This is a genomic window from Conexibacter sp. SYSU D00693, assembly GCF_017084525.1.
Taxonomy (GTDB): Bacteria; Actinomycetota; Thermoleophilia; order Solirubrobacterales; family Solirubrobacteraceae; genus Baekduia.
Window position 1 is genome coordinate 80,015 of the sequence record NZ_CP070950.1, and the last position, 19,102, is coordinate 99,116.

Sequence of the window (19,102 nt, forward strand, 5' to 3'; positions counted from 1 at the left end):
GATGCCCGCGGCGCCCGCCTCCCAGCCGCTGCCCGTGCGCGGCGCGCTGGCGCCCGCGACCAAGCTGCGCCTGGTGGCCGAGGTCCTACGCACGTACGCCGCCGTGCGCCGGCGCATGAGCCGCGAGGACCTGCGCGACGTGCTGGTCGACCTGCGGGCGCTCGCGCCCGGCCCGCTCGCACCCGAGGACCGCGACGCACTGGAGCAGAGCGTGCGGCTCGGACGCGTCGTCTCGCGCACGCTCGGGCCGCTGCCCGTCGACGCGACGTGCCTCGCGCGATCGCTCGTGCTCGTCGCGATGCTCGCGCGCCGGTCGCTGCCGGGGACCGTCGTCATCGGCGTGAAGCCGTCGGCCGGCGAGGGCTCGGACGGCGAGGGCTTCGGCGCGCACGCGTGGGTCGAGGTGGCCGGGCGGCCCGTGCTCGCCCCAGGCGCCTTCGCGCGCCTCACGGAGCTGTAGGAGGAGCTGGAGCGGCCGGCCCCGCAGTCCGCGGGCAGGGCCGGCCGCAAGCCGCTAGGAGGAGGAGCCGCTGCCGCTCGAGCCGCCGCTGCTGCGCCGGCTGGACGACGAGCCGGAGCCGCTGGACTGCGCGCGCGAGGACGACGAGCCGCTGCTCTTGGCGCGCGACGTCGTGCCGCTGCTCTTGGCGCGCGAGGTGGAGCCGCTGCTCTTCGCGCGCGAGGTCGTGCGCGACGAGCCGCCCGACGACTTCGCCGCCGAGGAGCGCGACGTGCTGCGCGACGACCCGCCGGAGGACTTCGCCGACGACGAGCGCGAGGAGCCCGAGGACGACGAGCGCGACGTGCTGCGCGACGAGCCCGAGGACGTCGAGCGCGACGACGACGAGCGCGACGTGCTGCGCGAGGAGCGCGAGCCGCCGTTGGTCGGGGCCTTGCGCTCGGCCGCCGGGATCTCCTCCTTGACGACCGCCTTGGTCAGCTGCGGGATCTGCTTCTCGAGGAACGCGGCCATGCGCTCCTCCTGCTTGCGGTGGGTCACCGCGAGCTTGGCGGTCTCCTTGTCGTCGAGCTCGTTGGCCAGCGCCTCGATCGCGAGGTAGTTGGCGATCTCCTCGTGCTCGTTCCACAGCTCGGTCTTCGCGTTCTTGAGCTGCTTCTCGGCCTCGCTCACGCCGCGGATGGCGTGCGCCGTGCCCTTGGCCAGCGACACCGCCTTGTTGGCGACGGAGTTCGCGGCCGCCGCCGCGTCGGCGACGGGCTCCGGGACCTTGAGGCCGTCGGGCGCACCACCCAGCTGCTTGATGCGCTTCTCGAGGTTCTTGCTCTGCGCCTTGGTCTCCTTCAGGTGGTCCTGGAGGCGCTTCTTGTAGGTGGCCTTGGAGGCCATCTTGATGTGCGCCTGCAGTGCGGTCTCGAGCTCCTTCTCCTTCCCGTGTGCTTCCACGAGGTACTGGACGATCTTGAGCTCCCGCGACGTCTGCTCGGTGGGCATGAACGCGTGTGTTCCCGTCACGGCGCCGTGTAGTCGCGAATGCAGCGCTATCCTGCCGCTCGGCGCGGTGGGCGTAGCTCAGTTGGTAGAGCTCCTGGTTGTGGTCCAGGCGGTCGGGGGTTCGAGTCCCCTCGCTCACCCCTCAAGAAGCCCCGCGTGGTCCGCGGGGCTTCGTCGTCGAGGGAGGCGCCGGCCTCAGCGCGAGGCCGGAGACGGCGCCGGCACCACGCGCAGCGCGCGCGCCGCGCGCCGCGGCAGCCACCAGTTCCAGCGTCCGAGCAGCGCGACGGTCGCCGGGACGAGCACACCGCGGATGAGCGTCGCGTCCAGCAGGATGCCGCCCCCCAGGGCGGTCGCGAACATCTTGGCCTCGGTCCCCGGGGCGGTGCTCATGGCGACGAACGCCAGGCCGAGGATGAGCGCCGCGCTCGTCACCAGCCGGCCGGTGCGCCCGATGCCCTCCACGACGGCGGCCTCCGTGGAGCCGGTGCGGTCATACGCCTCGCGCATCCGGCTGAGGATGAACACGTGGTAGTCCATCGAGATCCCGAACAGGAACGCGAAGACGACGATCGGCATCTCGACGTTGATCGCGTCGGTCGCCTCGATGCCCCAGACGGCCTCCGAGCCCAGCCCGTGCTGCCAGACGAGCACCATCAGGCCCCAGGCGGCGCCCACGGAGAGCAGGTTGAGCAGCACCGCCTTGAGCGGGATGACGATCGAGCGGAAGGCGCGGGCCAGGAGGAGGAAGGTCAGGCCGGCGATGAGGCCGATGACGAGCACGACGTCGCCGTAGACGGCATCGAGGAAGTCCGCGCTCTGCGCCGCCTCTCCGCCGGTCAGGGCGTCCTGGCCGGTCGCCGCGCGGATGCGGTCGAGCGTCGCCCGGCCCGCCGGGGAGTTGCCGTCGGCCGTCGGCACCACGGAGACCAGCGACGTGCCCTCCTGTCGCCAGTCGCGGGGCGCGATCACCCCGCGCACGCCCTCGAGGCGCTCGAGCGTCGCCACGACGCGCTGCGGGTCACCGCCCGCCACGAGCGTGTCGAACGGCGAGAGCGGGCCGGTGCCGATGCCCGACCGCTCGAGCTGGTCGAGCCCCGCGCGGGCCGGCCCGGCGCCGGCGAGCGACTCGGCCCGGGGGTTGCCGAGCTGGATCGTCGATGCGGCGACGACCAGGCCCACGAGCACGGCGCCCGACAGCACCGCGGCGCTCGCACGGTGGCGGACGACGAAGCCGGCCCAGGCCGACCAGCCCCGGCCGGGTCGGTCCTGGCGCGCGGCGTGGCGGCGGTCCAGCCGCGGGCCCAGCGTGCTCAGGACGACCGGCAGCAGCGACAGGGCGACGGCCACGCTGACCAGCGGGATGAGCATCCCGGCGATGCCGATGCTGCGCAGGAACGGCACGGGCAGGACGACGAGCGCCAGCAGGGAGATCGCCACCGTCGTGCCGCTGAAGACGACGGCGCGGCCCGCGTGCTCCATGGCCGCGACGACGGCGCCCTCCGGCGTCGCCCCGCGCTGGCGCTCCTCGCGCCATCGCACCACGACCAGCAGCGCGTAGTCGATCGCGATGGCGAGGCCGACGAGCGCGATCAGGACCTTGACGATGACGGAGACGTCCGTCGCGCTGGCGAGCGGCCAGACCGCCAGGAACGTCGTCGGGATCGCCGCGGCCGCCATGAGCAGCGGCACGACCGCCATCCACGAGGCGAAGACGAAGGCGAGGACGAGGAGGGCGCCGCCGCCGGCGATCGCCGCTTCGGCGGCGAGGCCGGCGCCGCCGCCCTGTCCGCCGTCGGCGGCGCCGGCGCGCAGCGCGTCGAGGCCGGTGACCCGGACGGGCGCGCCGCCGACGGTGACGCGCGCCACGGCGTCCTGCGCCGCCCGCGCCTCGTGCTGGCCGGGGTCGATGCCGCCCTTGCCCGGGATGAAGACCAGGGCGAAGGTGGTCCGGCCGTCGCGTGAGACGAAGGTGCGGTCACCGGTCGAGGCGAACGACGCGATCCGCGAGCCTGGGACGGCCTTCGCGATGCGGTGCAGGGCCGCGCGCAGCTGCGCCTGGACCTCCGGCGACTCGACCGTCGCCCCGCGTGGCAGCGTCACACCGGGACCAGCGGGGCGGCGTCGCCGCCGTTGCCGTAGGTCTTCGCGACGCGGTCGTTGACGACGAACGCCTCCTCGCCGGGGAGCGAGAACTGCTGGTCGAAGGACCGGTCGGCCGGTCCGGCTGCGGCGATGCCCGCGAGGGCGAGCGCCACCCAGAGGCCCACCACGAGCTTCTTGTGGCGCAGGACCCAGCGGGTCGTCGTGGTCAGGGCACGTCGCGTCGGCATGAGGCGGGTCCTCCAGGTCGTCGTTGTACTTACGCTGTAAGTACCGTCGGCCGGCGTTGTACACTTACGCCGTAAGTACGTCAAGCCGGGCGCCGCAGGGCGCCCCGCAACGACCGTCCGGAGATCCCCGCTGCCTCCTCGAAGCCGAAGCTCGTCGACCTCCCGCCCGCGGCTCAACCGCGAGCGGGTCCTGCACGCGGCCGTGGCGCTCGCCGACGAGCGCGGCCTGGGCGAGCTCTCGATGCGGGCGCTCGCGAAGGAGCTGGGCGTCGAGGCGATGTCGCTCTACAACCACGTCGCCAGCAAGCAGGACCTGCTCGACGGGATGATCGACCTGGTCTTCGCCGAGATCGAGCCGCCCAGGGCCGGAGGCGACTGGAAGGCGGAGCTGCGCAAGCGCGCGGTGTCCACGCGGCAGGCCCTGCTGCGCCATCGGTGGGCGGTCGGGCAGATGGAGGGGCGAACCACCCACGGACCGGCCAACCTGCGGGTGCACGACGCCGTGCTCGGGTGCCTGCGCGCGGCGGGCTTCTCGGTCGAGATGACGATCCACGCCATGTCGGTCCAGGACGCCTACGTCTACGGCTTCGCCCTGCAGCAGACGGACATGTCCTCCAGGACGCCCGAGGACTTCGCAGCGGAGGCCCGCCGGCAGATGGTCGACTACGCCGACGCGCTCGTCGACTTCCCCAACCTCGTCGAGGTGGTCGGCGGCCACGTGGCCGAGGTCGGCTACGACTACGACGCGGAGTTCCTCTTCGGGCTCGACGTCATCCTGGACGGGCTCGGCCGCCTGCTGGAGGACGCGTGACGCCGCCCGGGCCCACCGCACTCACCCGCCGGCAGCGCGTCGGCGTCCTGCTCATCTGCTCGATGAGCCTCCTCATCGGCGGACTCGACGTGACGGCGGTGAACGTCGCGCTGCCGTCGATCGGCCAGCAGCTCGACGCCGACCTCGCGTGGCTGCAGTGGTCGGTCAGCGCCTTCAACGTCGTCATGGCCAGCCTCCTGCTCGTCGCCGGCTCCACGGCCGACCGCTTCGGCCGCAAGCGCGTGCTGACCGTCGGCCTCGCGCTGTTCACGGCCGCGTCGGTCCTGTGCAGCGTGGCGCCCACCGTCGAGCTCCTGGTGGTCGCGCGCGTCCTCCAGGGCGCGGGCGCATCGATGCTCAACCCGGTCGCGATGTCGATCATCACCAACACCTTCACCGACCCGCGCGAGCGCGCGCAGGCGGTCGGGGTCTGGGGCGCGGCGTTCGGCGTGTCGCTCGCGCTCGGTCCGATCGTCGGTGGGGCGCTGGTCTCCGCGGCGAGCTGGCGGTGGATCTTCCTGATCAACCTGCCGCTCGGCCTGCTCGCGATCGCGCTGGTGCGCCGCTACGTGCCCGAGTCCAAGGCCCCGCGGGCTCGGAGGTTCGACCCGGTCGGGCAGGTGCTCGTCGCGGTCCTGCTCGCGTCGGTGACGTTCGGGATCATCGAGGCGCCGGAGGCCGGCTGGACCGCACCGTTGATCGTCGGCGCGTTCGGCGCCGCCGTCGCGGCGCTCGTCGCGCTGCTGGCCTACGAGCCGCGACGGTCCGAGCCGCTCGTCGACCTGCGCTTCTTCCGCTCGGTCGCCTTCTCCTGCTCGATCGCCCTGTCGGTCGTCGCCTTCGCGACCTTCGGCGGCTTCCTGTTCCTCAACACCATGTACCTGCAGGACGTCCGGGGCCTGTCGCCCGTCCAGGCGGGAGCGGCGGTGATCCCGATCGCCGTGATGATCTTCGCGCTGTCGCCCGTGTCGGGGGCCCTGGTGGGGCGCCGCGGGCCGCGGGCGCCGCTGACCATCGCCGGCGCCGGCTTCGCCGCCTCGTGCCTCATGCTCGTCGAGCTGGCCCCCGGGACGTCGATGGCGTGGCTCGTGGCCGCCTACGCGCTGTTCGGGGTCGCGTTCGGCCTCGTCAACGCGCCGATCACGAACGCCGCGGTCTCCGGCATGCCGCGCGCCCAAGCCGGGGTGGCGGCGGCCATCGCCACGACGTCCCGGCAGTTCGGCCAGGCGCTGGGCGTCGCCGTGGTCGGTGCCATCGCGGCGACCGGGAGCGGGATCGGCGCCGCCGACTTCGTCGCGGCGACCCGCCCGGCCTGGTGGACGCTGACGGCCTGTGGCGCCGCGGTCCTCGTGCTCGGGGTGCTCGCCACGAGCGACCGCGCGCGGGCCTCGGCGCAGCGGACGGCGAGCAGCCTCGACCCGGAGGCCGTGCCGGCCTAGCCCTTGCGCTTCCAGTAGCCGCGCATCGCCATGGAGGGCGGCTCCGGCCGCCCCTGGAGCGCGCGGCGGATGTCGCGCATCGCGGTGCTCTCCGCGCCGCCCCACACCTGTCCGTCGCCGTGGGACAGGGACAGGGCGAGCACGGCGTCGCGCAGCCGCGTCGTCGTGCCGGGCGGCGCGTCGCCGCGGTGCGCCCACGTCCACGTGACGTCCGCGCGGCTGCCGACGGGGCGCTCCTCCTCGGGGCCGGCGACCTCGACCACCGCGAACGCCCGGTGGCCGGCGGGCAGGACCTCGACGGCCGCCTGCAGCGCGGGCAGGCCCGTCTCGTCGGCGACGAGCAGCGTCCATGCGGCGTCGGGCGACGGCGACCAGTCGATGCGCGGGCCGGCGAAGGCGAGGCGGTCGCCGGCCTTCGCCGTGTCGGCCCACGACGAGAAGCGGCCGACGTCGCCGTGGGCGAAGAGGTCGACGTCGATCGCCGCGGCGGCCGGGTGGTGGGCGCGGACGGTGAAGTTGCGCCAGTGCTCGGTCCCCACGGAGGACTTGAGCACCCACTTCCACTTGCCGCCGAAGCCGCTCTGCGGCGGCGCGGGCCCGCCGGCGTCGACGGGCGGCCAGCCGAGGGTGATGACCTCGCCGGGCTGCTCGACGCCGAACCCCGCGCCGAAGCGCTCGCTCGCGAAGCGCACGCGGCGCATCCGCGGCGAGAGCTGCTCGACCGCCACGACCTCGGCGACGCCGGTGTGGAGGGGGAAGGGGCGCTTGTCGCTCATGCGTGCGTTCGGGGACCCTAATACGGTTGCCACACCATGACGCACACCTTCGGTGAGTCGCGCCACGTCACGCTCGCGGACGGCCGGCGCCTGCACGCCATGGTCCGGGGCGCGGGCGACGTGACCGTCGTCCTCGACGCGGGCATGGGCCTGTCGCGCTCGAGCTGGGGGCTCGTGGTGCCGGACGTCGCCGAGCAGGCGCGCACGGTCGTCTACGACCGGGCCGGCCTCGGGCGCAGCGACCGCGACCCGCGGCCGCGCACGCTCGAGCACCTGCGCGACGACCTGCTGGCCCTGCTCGCCGAGCTCGGCGACGGGCCGTTCGTCCTCGTGGGCCACAGCTGGGGCGGGCCGGTCGTGCGGACCGCCGCCGCGGCGCTCGGGCCCGGCGCGGTGCGCGGCGTCGTCCTCGTCGACCAGGTCGACGAGCACTGCGACCTGTACTTCGAGCCGTCCTCACGCAAGCGCTTCACCGCGTCGGCGCGGATGGTCGGGCCGATGGCGCGCGTCGGGCTCTACCGGCTCGTCGGCAGCCGTCCCGGCCGCCACCAGCCCGCCGACGTCGTCGCCGACCACCGCGCGGAGGACTTCACGCCGGCGGCCGCCGCGGCGATGGGGGCCGAGCTCGACGTCTTCATCGACGAGCTCGAGGCGCTGCGCGCGGCGCCGCCGCGTCTCGACGGGATCCCGGTCAGCGTCATCACCGGCACGAGGCCCACGCGCGCCGACCGCAAGGTGCGCAGCGCGATCGTCGCGGCGCACCGCCGGACGGCCGAGGTCCTGCCGGACGCGCGGCTGGTCGAGGCGCCGGGCTCGGCCCACCTCGTCCCGTTCACCGAGCCCGAGCTCGTCGTCCGCGAGGTGCTTCGCCTGGCCGGCTAGTGCGCGGCGGCGTGGCGGCGGTGCAGGATCGCCAGGACGACCGCGCCGACGAGCACGCCGAGGACCGCCGACGCGAGCGTGTTCGTCAGCCACGCCGCCACGCCGCCGACGGCGCCGAGCGCGTGGTCGACCTCGTGCTCGAGGTCGTGGACGAGGTCGTAGGGCGCGTGGAGGCCGAGGTCGTCGAGGCCGACGAGCAGGATGTGGCCGCCGACCCACAGCATCGCCGCGATGCCGACCTTCGAGAGGACGCTCATGACGATCGGCATGGCGCGCACGAGGCCGCGCCCGAACGACGCGGCGGCGCCCTTGCCGGTCTGGACGAGGCGCAGGCCGACGTCGTCCATCTTCACGATCGCCGCCACCGCGCCGTAGACGACGGCCGTGATCGCGAAGGCGACCGCGATGAGGATCAGCGCGCGGGACACGAACGCCTCGTCGGTCACCTCGTTGAGCGAGATGACCATGATCTCGGCGCTGAGGATGAAGTCGGTGCGGATGGCGCCCGAGACCAGCTCCTGCTCCTGCTCGGGCGTGTGGACGCCGCCGCCCTCCTGCGCCTCGTGCGCGTGCGGGCGCAGCATCTCCCAGAGCTTCTCCGCGCCCTCGAAGCACAGGTAGACGCCGCCGACCATGAGCAGCGGCGTGAGCAGCCAGTCCACGAACTCGCTCAGGACGAGCAGCGCGGGCAGGATGAACAGCAGCTTGTTGCGCAGCGACCCGACGGCGATGCGCTTGATGACCGGCAGCTCGCGCTCGGGCTTGAAGCCCTCGACGTAGCGCGGCGTCACGGCCGCGTCGTCGACGATCACCCCCGCCGCCTTCATGGAGGCGCGCCCCGCTCCCGCGGCGACGTCGTCCACCGACGCCGCGGCCAGGCGAGCCAGCGCGGCGACGTCGTCCAGCAGGGCGGCGAGACCGGCGCTCACGCTTGCACACCCTAAGGGTGCCGACCGTGAGAGGTCGTCACAGGTCGCGGCGTGCGAACAGCGCCGCCGCGGCGGCGAACACGGCCGCCACGTAGACGACCGCGAACGGGTACAGCAGTGCGCCGCTGTCCTGCGCGCCGCCGAACGGTCCGAGGGTGACGATCGCCTCGGTGGTGCCGCCCACGTCGGCGGTCAGGAGCGCGAGGCCGTCCTGGTAGAGCGCCTCGAACGGCAGCACCCACGTCGCGACGTCGCTGATGCTCGTCAGCGTCTCCGAGCTCAGCGCCTCGCCGATCTGGCCGAGCAGCCCCGCGATGAGCCCCGCGCCGAAGACCATGAACACCGCGATGCCGTTGGCCGTCGCCGAGAGCAGGACGGAGCCCAGCAGCGAGAGCGCGGCGATGACGACCGTCGCGCCGGCGAGGCCGAGCATCGGCGCCAGGACGCGGTCGGGCCACCAGCCCGCCAGGCCGGTGATGACGACGCAGCCGCCGAAGAGGACCATCGCGTAGAGCGCGCTCACCGTGCCCGCCGCCAGCAGGCGCCCGCCGACGTACGCGGTGCGGCCCAGCGGCCGGACGATGAGCGGCTGCAGCAGCCCGCTGTCGGCGTCGCCGCGGACGGCGCCGTGGGTCAGGAACGTCGCCAGGACCGCGCCGAGGAAGAGGATCGCGAACATCCCGAGGCCCAGGACGGTCGCGCCGGCGACGGTCTCGGCCTCGACACCGAACTCGTTGCCCGCGAAGCCGCCGACGTCGTCGAACAGCTCGTTGGTGCCCCAGGCGTAGAGGCCGAGGAAGACGACGCTCAACGCGAGCACGACGGCGAAGACCCGCCGGCGCACGGACTCGCGGATGGCGTGCAGCGCGACGACCTTCACGACACCGCCTCCACGTAGACGTCCTCGAGCGTCGACTGCAGCACCCGGACGCCGAAGACCTCCTCGCCGGCGGCCACGAGCTCCGCGACGATGCGCGGCGCGTCGTCGCGTCCCGCGCCCTCGAACAGCCGGGTGCCGCCCGCCAGGTCGACCTCGACGCCGCGCCCGCGGACGAGGTCCTCGGGCCGGCCGGCGCTGACGACCTCGCCGCCGCGCATGATCACGACGTGGTCGCAGACGAGCTCGACCTCGCTGAGCAGGTGCGAGTTGAGCAGGACGCTGTGGCCGCGCTCGCGCAGCTCGAGCAGGACGGAGCGGACCATCCGCCGGCCGACGGGGTCCAGCGCGCTCGTCGGCTCGTCGAGCAGCAGGAGCTTCGGCTCGCCGACGAGCGCCTGGGCCAGGCCGAGGCGCTGCTGCATGCCCTTGGACATGGCCTCGACGCGCCGGTCGCGGGCCTCGCTCAGCCCGACCAGGGCCAGCAGCTCGGTGCGCTCGGCCGCGCCGCCGCCCGAGCCCGCGAGCTGCTGGTGCAGCGTGAGGACCTCGTCGGCGCGGGCCCAGCCGGGGAAGCGGAAGAGCTCGGCGAGGTAGCCGATCTGCGCGCGGGCGGCCGGCGAGCCGGCGGGCGCGCCGCCGACGGTGATCGTCCCGCCGGTGGGACGCACGAGCCCGCAGGCGGACTTGACGAGCGTCGACTTGCCGGCGCCGTTGGGCCCCAGCAGGCCGACGAGCTCGCCGGGTTCGACCACGAGGTCGACGCCGCGCAGCGCCGTGACGCCGCCGCCGTAGGCCTTGACGAGCTGTCGCACCTCCAGGGCCGCCACGCGCCGCGAGGCTAGCGGCGCCCGTGTCAGGGTCGTGTCGCGGTGAGGAGCTCGAGGCTGCCCCACACGGTGCGCAGGCGCTCGCGCACCTCGACGTCGCCGAACCCGGCTTCGGCGCCGAAGGCGGGCAAGCGGCCCGTGGGGCGGCCGGGCGGCTGGTGTCGCGTCGGCTCTCGGGGCTGCCGCTGACCGCCACGCCCGCGATGATGCGCGCCCATGCGCGCGCTGCGGGTCCACGAGCTCACCGGCCCTGACGGCCTCCTCCTCGAGGAGGTCGACGAGCCGGCCGAGCAGGACGGGCTCGTCCTGGTCGACGTCGACGCGGTCGGCATCGGCTTCGTCGACCTGCTGACGACGCGCGGGCAGTACCAGCTCAAGCCGCCGCCGCCGTTCACGCCGGCCAGCGAGCTCGTCGGCCGCCGGCGCGACACCGGCGAGCGCGTGATCGCGCTCGCGATGTTCAGCGCGCTGGCGGAGGTGGCGCCGGCGCTGGGCTTCGCGCTGTTCCCGGTGCCCGACGCGCTGAGCGACGAGCAGGCCGCGGCCCTGCCGATCAACTACCAGACCGCCCACCTCGCGCTCGTGCGGCGCGGGCGCATGCGGGCAGGGGAGGCCGTGCTCGTCCACGGCGCGGCGGGTGGCGTCGGCTCGGCGGCGATCCAGGTCGCCCGCGCGCTCGAGGCGTCGCAGGTCATCGCGGTCGCGTCGACCGACGACAAGCGGCAGGCCGCGCGCGAGGCGGGCGCGACGCACGTGCTCGACGCGGGCGAGGACTGGGTCGCGGCGGTCAAGGAGCTCACGGACGGCCGCGGCGCAGACCTCGTGGTCGACCCCGTCGGCGGGGACGCGTTCCACCAGAGCCTGCGCTGCATGGCGCCCTTCGGCCGGCTGCTCGTCATCGGCTTCGCGAGCGGGACGATCCCCGAGGTCAAGGTCAACCGGCTGCTGCTGCGCCATCACGACGTCGTCGGCGTGAACTTCGGCGGCATGCTGCCGATCGACCAGCGCTTCGCCCTCGACGCGCACGCCGACCTCATGCGCTGGTTCGAGCAGGGGCACGTCCGGCCGCTGGTCGGGTCGGTCCACGACCTCGCCGACGGCGCCCAGGCCTTCCGCGACCTCGAGTCCCGGACGGTCGTGGGCAAGCCGGTGGTCCGCGTCAGCCGCTGACGGCGCCGCGGTCGCGCACGAGCCGCACGTCGGCACCGGGCAGCGCCTCCACCAGCCGGTCGACGGGCGAGGCGCGCAGCCGGCGTCGCGCAGGCGGCGCGAGCAGGACGTAGGTCGCGTCGAGCTCGCGCGCGACGGCGACGACCGCCTCGACCGCCTCGTCGGCCTCGCGCACCAGGAGCTCGACCCGCAGGGCCGCGCACAGGCGCGAGAGCGCGTCCAGCGCCGCCTGCTCGGGCGGCTCCGGCGGGCGCACCGGGCGGGTCACCAGGACGGTGAGCGGCGCGGCGAGGCGCTGGGCCGAGCGCCACGACCGGCGGACCACCGGCTCGCCGGCGGCGGGGTCCGGGACCCAGGCCAGCAGCCGCTCGGCCACGTCCGGCGCGTCGCCCGCCCGGGTCCCCAGGGGGACGTCGCGCCGGCGGCGCGCCTCGACCGCCTCGGCCACCTGGCGCAGCGCGAGCTCGCGCAGCGCGCCGAGGTGCTCGACCTTGAAGAAGCCGTTGAGCGCCGCCTCGACGCGATCGGGTGGGTGGACGAGCCCGGCGCGCAGCCGGTCCAGCAGCGCCGCGGGCGAGACGTCGACGACGACCACCTCGTCGGCCTCGGCCAGCACGCGGTCGGGGACCGTCTCGCGCACGCGCACGCCGGTGATCTCGTGCACGAGGTCGTTGAGCGACTCGAGGTGCTGGACGTTGACCGTCGACAGCACGTCGATGCCGGCGGCGAGCAGCGCCTCGACGTCCTGCCAGCGCTTGGCGTGCTCGAGCCCCGGCGCGTTGGTGTGCGCGAGCTCGTCGACGAGGACGAGCTCCGGCGCGCGCGCCAGCACGCCCGGCAGGTCGAGCTCGGTCAGCGCGACGCCGCCCCGGCTGACGGTGCGGCGTGCGAGCAGCTCGAGCCCCTGGGCCTCGGCGACGGTCGCCGAGCGCCCGTGCGGCTCGAGGTAGGCGACGACCGCGTCGCGCCCGGCGTCGGCGGCCGCCCGCAGCTCCTGCAGCGCCCGGAACGTCTTGCCGACGCCCGCCGCCATGCCGAGGACGACGCGGTGGCTGCTCACGCCCCGAGCATGCCGTGCACCACGAGGTCGATGAGCTTGATGCCCACGAACGGGGCGACGAGGCCGCCGACGCCGTAGAGCAGGAGGTTGCGCCGCAGCATCGCCGTCGCCGCCTCGGCGCGGTATCGCACGCCGCGCAGGGCGAGCGGCACCAGCGCCGGGATGACCAGCGCGTTGAAGATGATCGCGCTGAGGATCGCCGACTCGGGGGTCCCCAGGGCCATGACGTTGAGGTCGTCGAGCGGGCCGCGCGTGCCGGGGCTCGCGGCGTAGGTGAAGGCGAAGATCGCCGGCAGGATCGCGAAGTACTTCGCCACGTCGTTGGCGATCGAGAACGTCGTCAACGCGCCGCGGGTGATCAGGAGCTGCTTGCCGACCTCGACGACCTCGATGAGCTTCGTCGGGTTCGAGTCGAGGTCGACCATGTTGCCCGCCTCGCGCGCCGCCTGGGTGCCGGTGTTCATCGCCACCCCGACGTCGGCCTGCGCGAGCGCCGGCGCGTCGTTGGTCCCGTCGCCGGTCATGGCGACCATCCGGCCCTCGGCCTGCTGCTCGCGGATCAGCGCGAGCTTGGCCTCCGGGGTCGCCTCGGCGAGGAAGTCGTCGACGCCCGCCTCCTCGGCGATCCTCGCCGCGGTCAGCCGGTTGTCGCCGGTCACCATGACCGTGCGGATGCCCATCGCGCGCAGCTGGTCGAAGCGCTGGCGCATGCCGTCCTTCACGACGTCCTTGAGGTGCACGACCCCGAGGACCCGCGCGTCGCGCACCACACCCAGCGGCGTGCCGCCGTCGCGGGCGATGCGCTCGAGCGCGGGCGCGAACTCCGCGGGGACCACGCCGCCCTCCTCCTCGACCCACCGCACGATCGCGTCGCCCGCGCCCTTGCGCAGCCGCGAGCCGTCGAGGTCCACGCCGCTCATCCGCGTCTCGGCCGTGAAGGGGACGAAGTGCATCGCGCCCGCGCCGACGGTCACGAGCTCGCGCTCGCGGATCCCGTACTGCTTGGCCAGCACGACGATCGAGCGGCCCTCGGGCGTCTCGTCGGCCAGCGACGCGAGCTGCGCCGCCTCGGCCAGCTCGCCCTCGGCGACGCCCGGCATCGGCACGAACGCCGCGGCCTGGCGGTTGCCGAGGGTGATGGTCCCGGTCTTGTCGAGCAGCAGGACGTCGACGTCGCCGCTGGCCTCGACCGCGCGGCCCGACAGCGCCAGGACGTTGCGGCGCACGAGGCGGTCCATGCCGGCGATGCCGATCGCGCTGAGCAGCGCGCCGATCGTCGTGGGGATGAGCGCGACGAGCAGCGCCGCGAGTGTCGTGATCGACGCCGTGGCCCCGGCGTAGTCGGCGAACGGCCGCAGCGTCACGACGACGACGAGGAAGATCAGCGTCAGTGCCGTGAGCAGGATCCCGAGTGCGACCTCGTTGGGCGTCCTGCGGCGCTGGGCGCCCTCGACGAGGGAGATCATCCGGTCCAGGAAGGACTGCCCCGGCTCCTGCGTGACCTCGACGACGATGCGGTCCGACAGGACGCGGGTGCCGCCAGTCACGGCACTGCGGTCGCCTCCGGCCTCGCGGACGACGGGGGCCGACTCGCCGGTGATCGCCGACTCGTCGACCGAGGCGATGCCCTCGACCACCGTGCCGTCACCCGGGATGAGCTCGCCGGCCTCGACCACGACGACGTCGCCGCGCCGGAGCTCGGCCGCGCTCTTCCTCGTCCCGTCGCGCAGCGTGGCCACGGTGTCGGTGCGCATCGCGCGCAGCGTGTCGGCCTGGGCCTTGCCGCGACCCTCGGCGAGCGCCTCGGCGAGCGTCCCGAAGTACACGGTGGCCCAGAGCCACGCCGCGACCGAGAGGCCGAACCACCCGGGCTGGTCGCGGTCGGCGCCCGTCGCCCACACGACGGTGACGAGGATCGCCGCGAGCTCGACGACGAGCATGACCGGGTTGCCCGCCACCTGGCGCGGGTCCATCTTGCGCAGCGCGTCGACCGCCGCGGCGCGCAGCAGGGCGGTGTCCCTCATCGGGTGAGCTCCTCGATCCGGTCGTTGAGGTCGTTGACGTTCACCGTGGGCTCGCCGACGACGCCGAGCAGCCGGCCGCGCCGCACGGCGGCGACGACGTCGAGCACCCGGTCGGCGGGCAGGCCGCGCTCGCGCGCCACCCGGCGCGCCTGGATCCGGGCGTTGGCCGGCGAGATGTCGGGGTCGATCCCCGAGGCCGAGGTCTGCGCGGCGTCGTTGGGCACGTCGCGCACGGCGATGCCCTCGCGCGCGGCGTAGGCCTCGGCGTTGGCCTTGATCGCCTCGGCGGTGTCCTCGCCGTTCGGTCCGGCGTTGGAGAAGGACGTGGCGGTGGCGCTGAAGTCGGTGGCCGACGGTCGCGGCTGGAACAGGCCGGGCGCGCTGGACGGCGCGTGGGCGACGAGCCGGGCGTCGCCGTCGGCCTTCGCGCCGAACAGCGGCTGGGCGATCCCAGTGACGGCGAGCGGGTAGAGGACGCCGAGCAGGACCGTCAGGACGACGACGGCCACCGCGCTGCGACGCAGGTCCTGGAGCATCTGCCCTCCCTAGAAGAGCTGGTCGGTGAGGCCCTGGACCACGGGTCCGAGGAGCAGGGCCGGGACGAAGGTCAGGAGCGCGACGAGCAGGACCGCGCCGATGAGCAGGGCGACGAACGTCCCCGTGTCCGTGCGGAACGTCCCGGGGCCGACGGGCGCGACCTTCTTGCCCGCGAGCGCGCCCGCGACGGCCAGCACGGCGACCATCGGCCCGAAGCGCCCGAGGAGCATCGCCAGCCCGCCGAGCAGGTCGGCGAAGGTGATGCCGAAGGCGCCGGCGTTCGAGCCGTCGGGCTGGACGAACCCGGTGTAGCCCGCGAACGCCGAGCCGTTGTTGTTGCCCTGCGAGACGTAGGCGTACAGCGTCTCGGCGAAGCCCTGCGGGCCGCCGTTGAGGATCGACGGGTCGCCGTACCCCGAGCGGATCGCGACCGCGGTCGCGACGAGCACGAGCAGCGGCACCGCGAGGGTTCCGATCGCGACGAGCCGGATCTCGCGCGCCTCGAGCTTCTTGCCCAGGTACTCGGGCGTGCGGCCCACCATCAGGCCGGCGAGGAAGACCGCCAGCAGGACGAAGAGCAGCATCCCGTAGAGCCCGGAGCCGACCCCGCCGAAGACGACCTCGCCGGTCATCATGTTCGCCAGCGGGACCGCCGCGCCGATGCCGGTCAGCGACTCCATCGCCGCGTTCACCGCGCCGCACGAGGCGACGGTGGTGACGACGGCGTACAGCGAGGAGCCGCCGATGCCGAAGCGCGTCTCCTTGCCCTCCATGTTGCCGCCGGCGATCCCCGCGAGGTGCTGCGCGGGCGAGCCGCCGGCCTCCGCGGCGTAGACGATCGCGACCCCGGCGAGGAACAGGACCGTCATCGCGGCGAAGATCGCCCACCCCTGACGGCGCGAGCCGACCATCCGGCCGAACGTCGCGGTGAGCGCCGCGGGGATGGCGAGGATCGCCAGCAGCTGCACGACGTTCGTGAAGCCGTTGGGGTTCTCGAACGGGTGGGCGGAGTTGACGTTGAAGAAGCCGCCGCCGTTGGTGCCCAGCAGCTTGATCGCCTCCTGCGAGGCGACGGGGCCGACCGCCATGCCGTCGTGCGTGGAGGCGAGCGTCTGGACGACGCCCTGCGAGGCGAAGAGCAGCGCGAGCAGGACGCTCAGCGGCAGCAGGACGTGGACCAGGCCGCGGACGAGGTCGACGTGGAACGCGCCGACGGTGCGTCCGCTGCGGGCCGCGATGGCGCGGATGAACGCGACGGCGACGGCCATGCCGGCCGCGGCGCTGAGGAAGTTCTGCACCGCCAGCCCGACCATCTGGCTGACGTTGGTCATCGTCGTCTCGCCGGCGTAGAACTGCCAGTTCGTGTTCGTGACGAACGACGAGACGGTGTTGAACGTCGCGTCGGCCGGCGCGGCGCCGCCCATGCCGGACTGCAGCCGCAGCAGGACGTAGAGCGCGGTCCACGACAGGGCGCTGAAGACCAGCAGGCTGCGGGCGTAGGCCTTCCAGCCCTGCTCCTCGTCGGCGCGCGCGCCGAGGAGCCGCAGCAGGCCGCGCTCGAGCGGGCCGACGACCGGCGTCAGGAAGGTGCGCCGGCCGGTGTAGACCGCGGCCATGTAGCCGCCGAGCGGCGGCGTGATGGCGACCAGGAGCGCGACGAAGAGCACGACCTGGGCGATCCCCGCGGCGCTCACAGCCGGTCCAGCCCCTCGACGGCGAGGGCGAGGACGGCGAAGACGGCGGCCGCGAGGAGCACCGCCCACACGTCGCCGGGGATGCCGAGGAAGTCCATGGCCCCACCTTGGGCTCGCCCTCGTCAAGCTCGGGTGCAGAAGCGCCGCGGCGGCGTCAAGATCCCATGAAGGACGGGGTCGCGCGCGTACATTGGCGGCCCGTGGGGCCTGCTCGCCGTCCTCCGCTCGCGCTCGGCGTCCTCGCCGCGTCGGCCGCCGTCGCGGTGACGACCGGCCTGCTCTTCCCGCTGCGCGAGGTCGCGCCGGTGATCTCGCTGGGCGTCGTCTACCTGCTCGGCGTCCTGGGGGTCGCCGCGGTGTGGGGCGCGGGGCTCGGCGTCGCCACGGCGGTCGCCTCGGCGTTGGCGTTCAACCTCTTCCACATCGAGCCGACGGGCCGGCTGACGATCGCCCAGACCGAGAACTGGGTGGCGCTCGGGGTGTTCCTCGTCACCGCGGTCGTGGCCGGGTCGCTGGCGCAGGCGGCGCGGTCCCGGGCGCTCGAGGCCGAGGAGGGCCGGCGGGCGGCGGACCTCTCGGCCGAGCTCGCGCGCGTGCTGCTCAGCGCCGACGACCTCGAGGCGGCGCTGGCGCCGGCCGCGCAGCGGATCGCCGCCGCGTTCGGGCTCGACAGCGCGGCGGTCGTCCGCGAGGCCCCGGCCGCCGACCCCCGGCGGGTGGCGCTCCCGGTCGAAGGCCACGGCTGGCTGGTCGTCCCCGCCGCCGCACCGGGGGCGGTGCGCGAGCGGCTGGCCCGCGCCGTCGTCCCGACGCTGGCGGCGCTGCTGGACGCCGGCGACGCGCGGGCGCGCCTGCTGCACGAGGTGGTGGAGACGCGCGCGCTGCGCCGCAGCGAGGACATCAAGACGACGCTGCTGCGCACGGTCAGCCACGACCTGCGCACGCCCCTGACCGCGATCGCGGCGTCGGCCGAGGCGCTGGCGTCGCCGGCGCTCGCCGAGGACGAGCGGCGCGAGCTCGCCCAGGGCGCGGCCGACCAGGCGCGCGGGCTGTCGGCGCTCGTCGACGACCTCCTGGACCTGTCGCGGCTGGAGGCGGGCCGCGCCGAGCCGCGGCGCCAGTGGCTCGCGCTGGACGAGGTGCTCGACGCCGCCGCCGACGGCCTGCCCCGCGAACGCCTCGAGCTGCGCCTGGGCGACGACCTGCCGCTGCTGCACGCCGACCCGGTGCAGCTCGGCCGGGCGTTCCACAACCTGCTCGACAACGCGGTGCGCCACTCCGGCGGCCAGCCCGTGACCGTGCGCGCGCAGCCGGTGGGGGCCAAGCTCGTGGTCCGGGTGACCGACCGCGGCCCCGGCGTCCCCGAGGCCGAGCACGAGCGGATCTTCCAGCCGTTCTACCGGGCCGACCACGACCGGCCCCGCTCGGCGGGCTCGGGCCTCGGGCTGGCGATCGTCCGCGGCTTCGTCGAGTCCAACGGCGGGACCGTGCACGTCGAGAGCCACCCCGGCGCAGGGGCGTCGTTCGTCGTCAAGCTGCCGCTCGTGGAGGGCGCACGGTGACGACGGTCCTCGTCTGCGACGACGAGCCCCAGATCCTGCGCGCGCTGCGCGTCGTCCTGCGCGAGGCGGGCTTCGAGGTCGTGCTCGCGGAGACCGCGCAGGAGGCACTGGACCGCGCGTCGACGCGGCCGCCGGACGCGGCCATCCTCGACCTCGTCCTGCCCGACGGCACGGGGGTGGACGTCTGCCGCGAGCTGCGCCGCTGGAGCGAGATGCCGATCCTCGTGCTCAGCGCGGTCGGCGACGAGGAGGCCAAGGTCGAGGCGCTGGAGGCCGGCGCCGACGACTACGTCACCAAGCCCTTCGGGGCGCGCGAGCTCGTCGCCCGCCTCCAGGCGGCGCTGCGGCGGGTTCCCGGCGACCCGGGGCAGGCACGGGTCGAGGCCGGCGAGCTCGTGGTCGACGTCGCGGCGCGGCGCATCACGCGCTCGGGCGAGGAGGTCCACCTCACGCCCATCGAGTACGACCTGCTGCTCGAGCTCGTCCGCCACCGCGGGCGCCTGCTGACCCACCGCACCCTGCTGACCGAGGTGTGGGGGCCGGGCTACGCCGACGACGTGCCGGTCCTGCGCACGCACCTCGCGAACCTGCGGCGCAAGATCGGCGCGCACCACATCCGGACCGACCCGGGGGTCGGCTACCGCTTCGCCGACTGAGGCATCATGCGGCGCACTCGGTGGGCGCGGACGGCGGACAGCACGCGACAGGCCGCGCGCTGCTGCGCG

18 protein-coding genes and 1 tRNA gene are annotated in these 19,102 nt (G+C 74.6%); 8 read left to right on the forward strand and 11 right to left on the reverse strand.

From position 1 onward, the window contains the following. The first annotated feature begins 1 nt into the window (after position 1). Positions 2-460 (forward strand): lasso peptide biosynthesis B2 protein, encoded by a 459-nt coding sequence (locus JUB12_RS00455; RefSeq protein ID WP_205697657.1) that lies wholly within the window; start codon positions 2-4, stop codon positions 458-460. 54 nt (positions 461-514) lie between these two features. Here JUB12_RS00455 and JUB12_RS00460 read toward each other — a convergent pair whose 3' ends face one another. Then, positions 515-1,453, reverse strand: a complete 939-nt coding sequence (locus tag JUB12_RS00460; protein ID WP_205697658.1) for a DUF892 family protein — start codon at positions 1,451-1,453, stop codon at positions 515-517. Positions 1,454-1,520: 67 nt separating this feature from the next. Between JUB12_RS00460 and JUB12_RS00465 the strand changes: the two genes are divergently transcribed. Next, a tRNA-His gene (locus JUB12_RS00465) sits at positions 1,521-1,593 on the forward strand. Between the two features lie 55 nt (positions 1,594-1,648). Here the strand turns inward: JUB12_RS00465 and JUB12_RS00470 are convergent. Then, the gene (locus JUB12_RS00470) at positions 1,649-3,556 is read right to left on the reverse strand and encodes an MMPL family transporter (protein ID WP_205697659.1); all 1,908 of its coding nucleotides are present in this window, start codon (positions 3,554-3,556) and stop codon (positions 1,649-1,651) included. Continuing rightward, positions 3,553-3,786 carry a hypothetical protein gene (locus JUB12_RS00475; RefSeq protein ID WP_205697660.1) on the reverse strand — a complete coding sequence of 78 codons (234 nt, stop codon included), beginning with the start codon at positions 3,784-3,786 and terminating at the stop codon, positions 3,553-3,555. Before JUB12_RS00475 ends, JUB12_RS00470 begins: the two co-directional genes overlap by 4 nt. Before the next feature lie 202 nt (positions 3,787-3,988). On the opposite strand from JUB12_RS00475, the gene JUB12_RS00480 reads away from it, so the two are divergent. Together JUB12_RS00480 and JUB12_RS00485 are read left to right on the forward strand one after the other, a co-directional pair. Then, positions 3,989-4,597, forward strand: a complete 609-nt coding sequence (locus JUB12_RS00480; protein ID WP_241004369.1) for a TetR/AcrR family transcriptional regulator — start codon at positions 3,989-3,991, stop codon at positions 4,595-4,597. Continuing rightward, positions 4,594-6,036, forward strand: a complete 1,443-nt coding sequence (locus JUB12_RS00485) for a DHA2 family efflux MFS transporter permease subunit (RefSeq protein WP_241004370.1) — start codon at positions 4,594-4,596, stop codon at positions 6,034-6,036. Before JUB12_RS00480 ends, JUB12_RS00485 begins: the two co-directional genes overlap by 4 nt. Here the strand turns inward: JUB12_RS00485 and JUB12_RS00490 are convergent. Beyond that, positions 6,033-6,812 carry a siderophore-interacting protein gene (locus tag JUB12_RS00490; RefSeq protein ID WP_205697661.1) on the reverse strand — a complete coding sequence of 260 codons (780 nt, stop codon included), beginning with the start codon at positions 6,810-6,812 and terminating at the stop codon, positions 6,033-6,035. The two genes, JUB12_RS00485 and JUB12_RS00490, sit on opposite strands and share 4 nt — an antisense overlap. A 36-nt stretch (positions 6,813-6,848) precedes the next feature. On the opposite strand from JUB12_RS00490, the gene JUB12_RS00495 reads away from it, so the two are divergent. After that, positions 6,849-7,694: an alpha/beta fold hydrolase gene (locus JUB12_RS00495; protein WP_205697662.1), complete on the forward strand. Its 846-nt coding sequence runs from the start codon at positions 6,849-6,851 to the stop codon at positions 7,692-7,694. Here JUB12_RS00495 and JUB12_RS00500 read toward each other — a convergent pair. The 3 genes from JUB12_RS00500 to JUB12_RS00510 are packed head-to-tail and all read right to left on the reverse strand — an operon-like array spanning position 7,691 to position 10,330. Beyond that, a complete protein-coding gene (locus JUB12_RS00500) occupies positions 7,691-8,623 on the reverse strand; it encodes a DUF808 domain-containing protein (protein ID WP_205697663.1) in 933 nt (310 codons plus the stop codon). The two genes, JUB12_RS00495 and JUB12_RS00500, sit on opposite strands and share 4 nt — an antisense overlap. Before the next feature lie 37 nt (positions 8,624-8,660). Continuing rightward, a complete protein-coding gene (locus JUB12_RS00505) occupies positions 8,661-9,503 on the reverse strand; it encodes an ABC transporter permease (protein WP_205697664.1) in 843 nt (280 codons plus the stop codon). After that, positions 9,500-10,330, reverse strand: coding sequence for an ABC transporter ATP-binding protein (locus JUB12_RS00510; protein ID WP_205697665.1), 831 nt, complete (start codon positions 10,328-10,330; stop codon positions 9,500-9,502). The genes JUB12_RS00505 and JUB12_RS00510 overlap by 4 nt, the downstream gene beginning before the upstream one ends. Before the next feature lie 216 nt (positions 10,331-10,546). Between JUB12_RS00510 and JUB12_RS00515 the strand changes: the two genes are divergently transcribed. Continuing rightward, positions 10,547-11,500, forward strand: coding sequence for an NADPH:quinone oxidoreductase family protein (locus tag JUB12_RS00515; protein ID WP_205697666.1), 954 nt, complete (start codon positions 10,547-10,549; stop codon positions 11,498-11,500). Here JUB12_RS00515 and JUB12_RS00520 read toward each other — a convergent pair. Genes JUB12_RS00520 through kdpA form a run of 4 tightly spaced genes read right to left on the reverse strand, consistent with a single transcriptional unit; the run spans position 11,490 to position 16,815 of the window. Continuing rightward, on the reverse strand, positions 11,490-12,560 hold the full coding sequence (locus JUB12_RS00520; protein WP_241004371.1) for a histidine kinase: 1,071 nt from the start codon (positions 12,558-12,560) through the stop codon (positions 11,490-11,492). The two genes, JUB12_RS00515 and JUB12_RS00520, sit on opposite strands and share 11 nt — an antisense overlap. Continuing rightward, positions 12,557-14,584, reverse strand: coding sequence for a potassium-transporting ATPase subunit KdpB (gene kdpB, locus JUB12_RS00525; protein WP_205697667.1), 2,028 nt, complete (start codon positions 14,582-14,584; stop codon positions 12,557-12,559). The genes JUB12_RS00520 and kdpB overlap by 4 nt, the downstream gene beginning before the upstream one ends. After that, a complete protein-coding gene (locus JUB12_RS00530) occupies positions 14,581-15,120 on the reverse strand; it encodes a potassium-transporting ATPase subunit C (protein ID WP_205697668.1) in 540 nt (179 codons plus the stop codon). The genes kdpB and JUB12_RS00530 overlap by 4 nt, the downstream gene beginning before the upstream one ends. A gap of 9 nt (positions 15,121-15,129) precedes the next feature. Further along, positions 15,130-16,815, reverse strand: coding sequence for a potassium-transporting ATPase subunit KdpA (kdpA, locus tag JUB12_RS00535; protein ID WP_205697669.1), 1,686 nt, complete (start codon positions 16,813-16,815; stop codon positions 15,130-15,132). Between the two features lie 200 nt (positions 16,816-17,015). On the opposite strand from kdpA, the gene JUB12_RS00540 reads away from it, so the two are divergent. Next, positions 17,016-18,377 (forward strand): ATP-binding protein, encoded by a 1,362-nt coding sequence (locus tag JUB12_RS00540; protein ID WP_205697670.1) that lies wholly within the window; start codon positions 17,016-17,018, stop codon positions 18,375-18,377. Further along, on the forward strand, positions 18,374-19,033 hold the full coding sequence (locus JUB12_RS00545) for a response regulator (protein ID WP_205697671.1): 660 nt from the start codon (positions 18,374-18,376) through the stop codon (positions 19,031-19,033). The genes JUB12_RS00540 and JUB12_RS00545 overlap by 4 nt, the downstream gene beginning before the upstream one ends. Positions 19,034-19,102 lie beyond the last annotated feature (69 nt).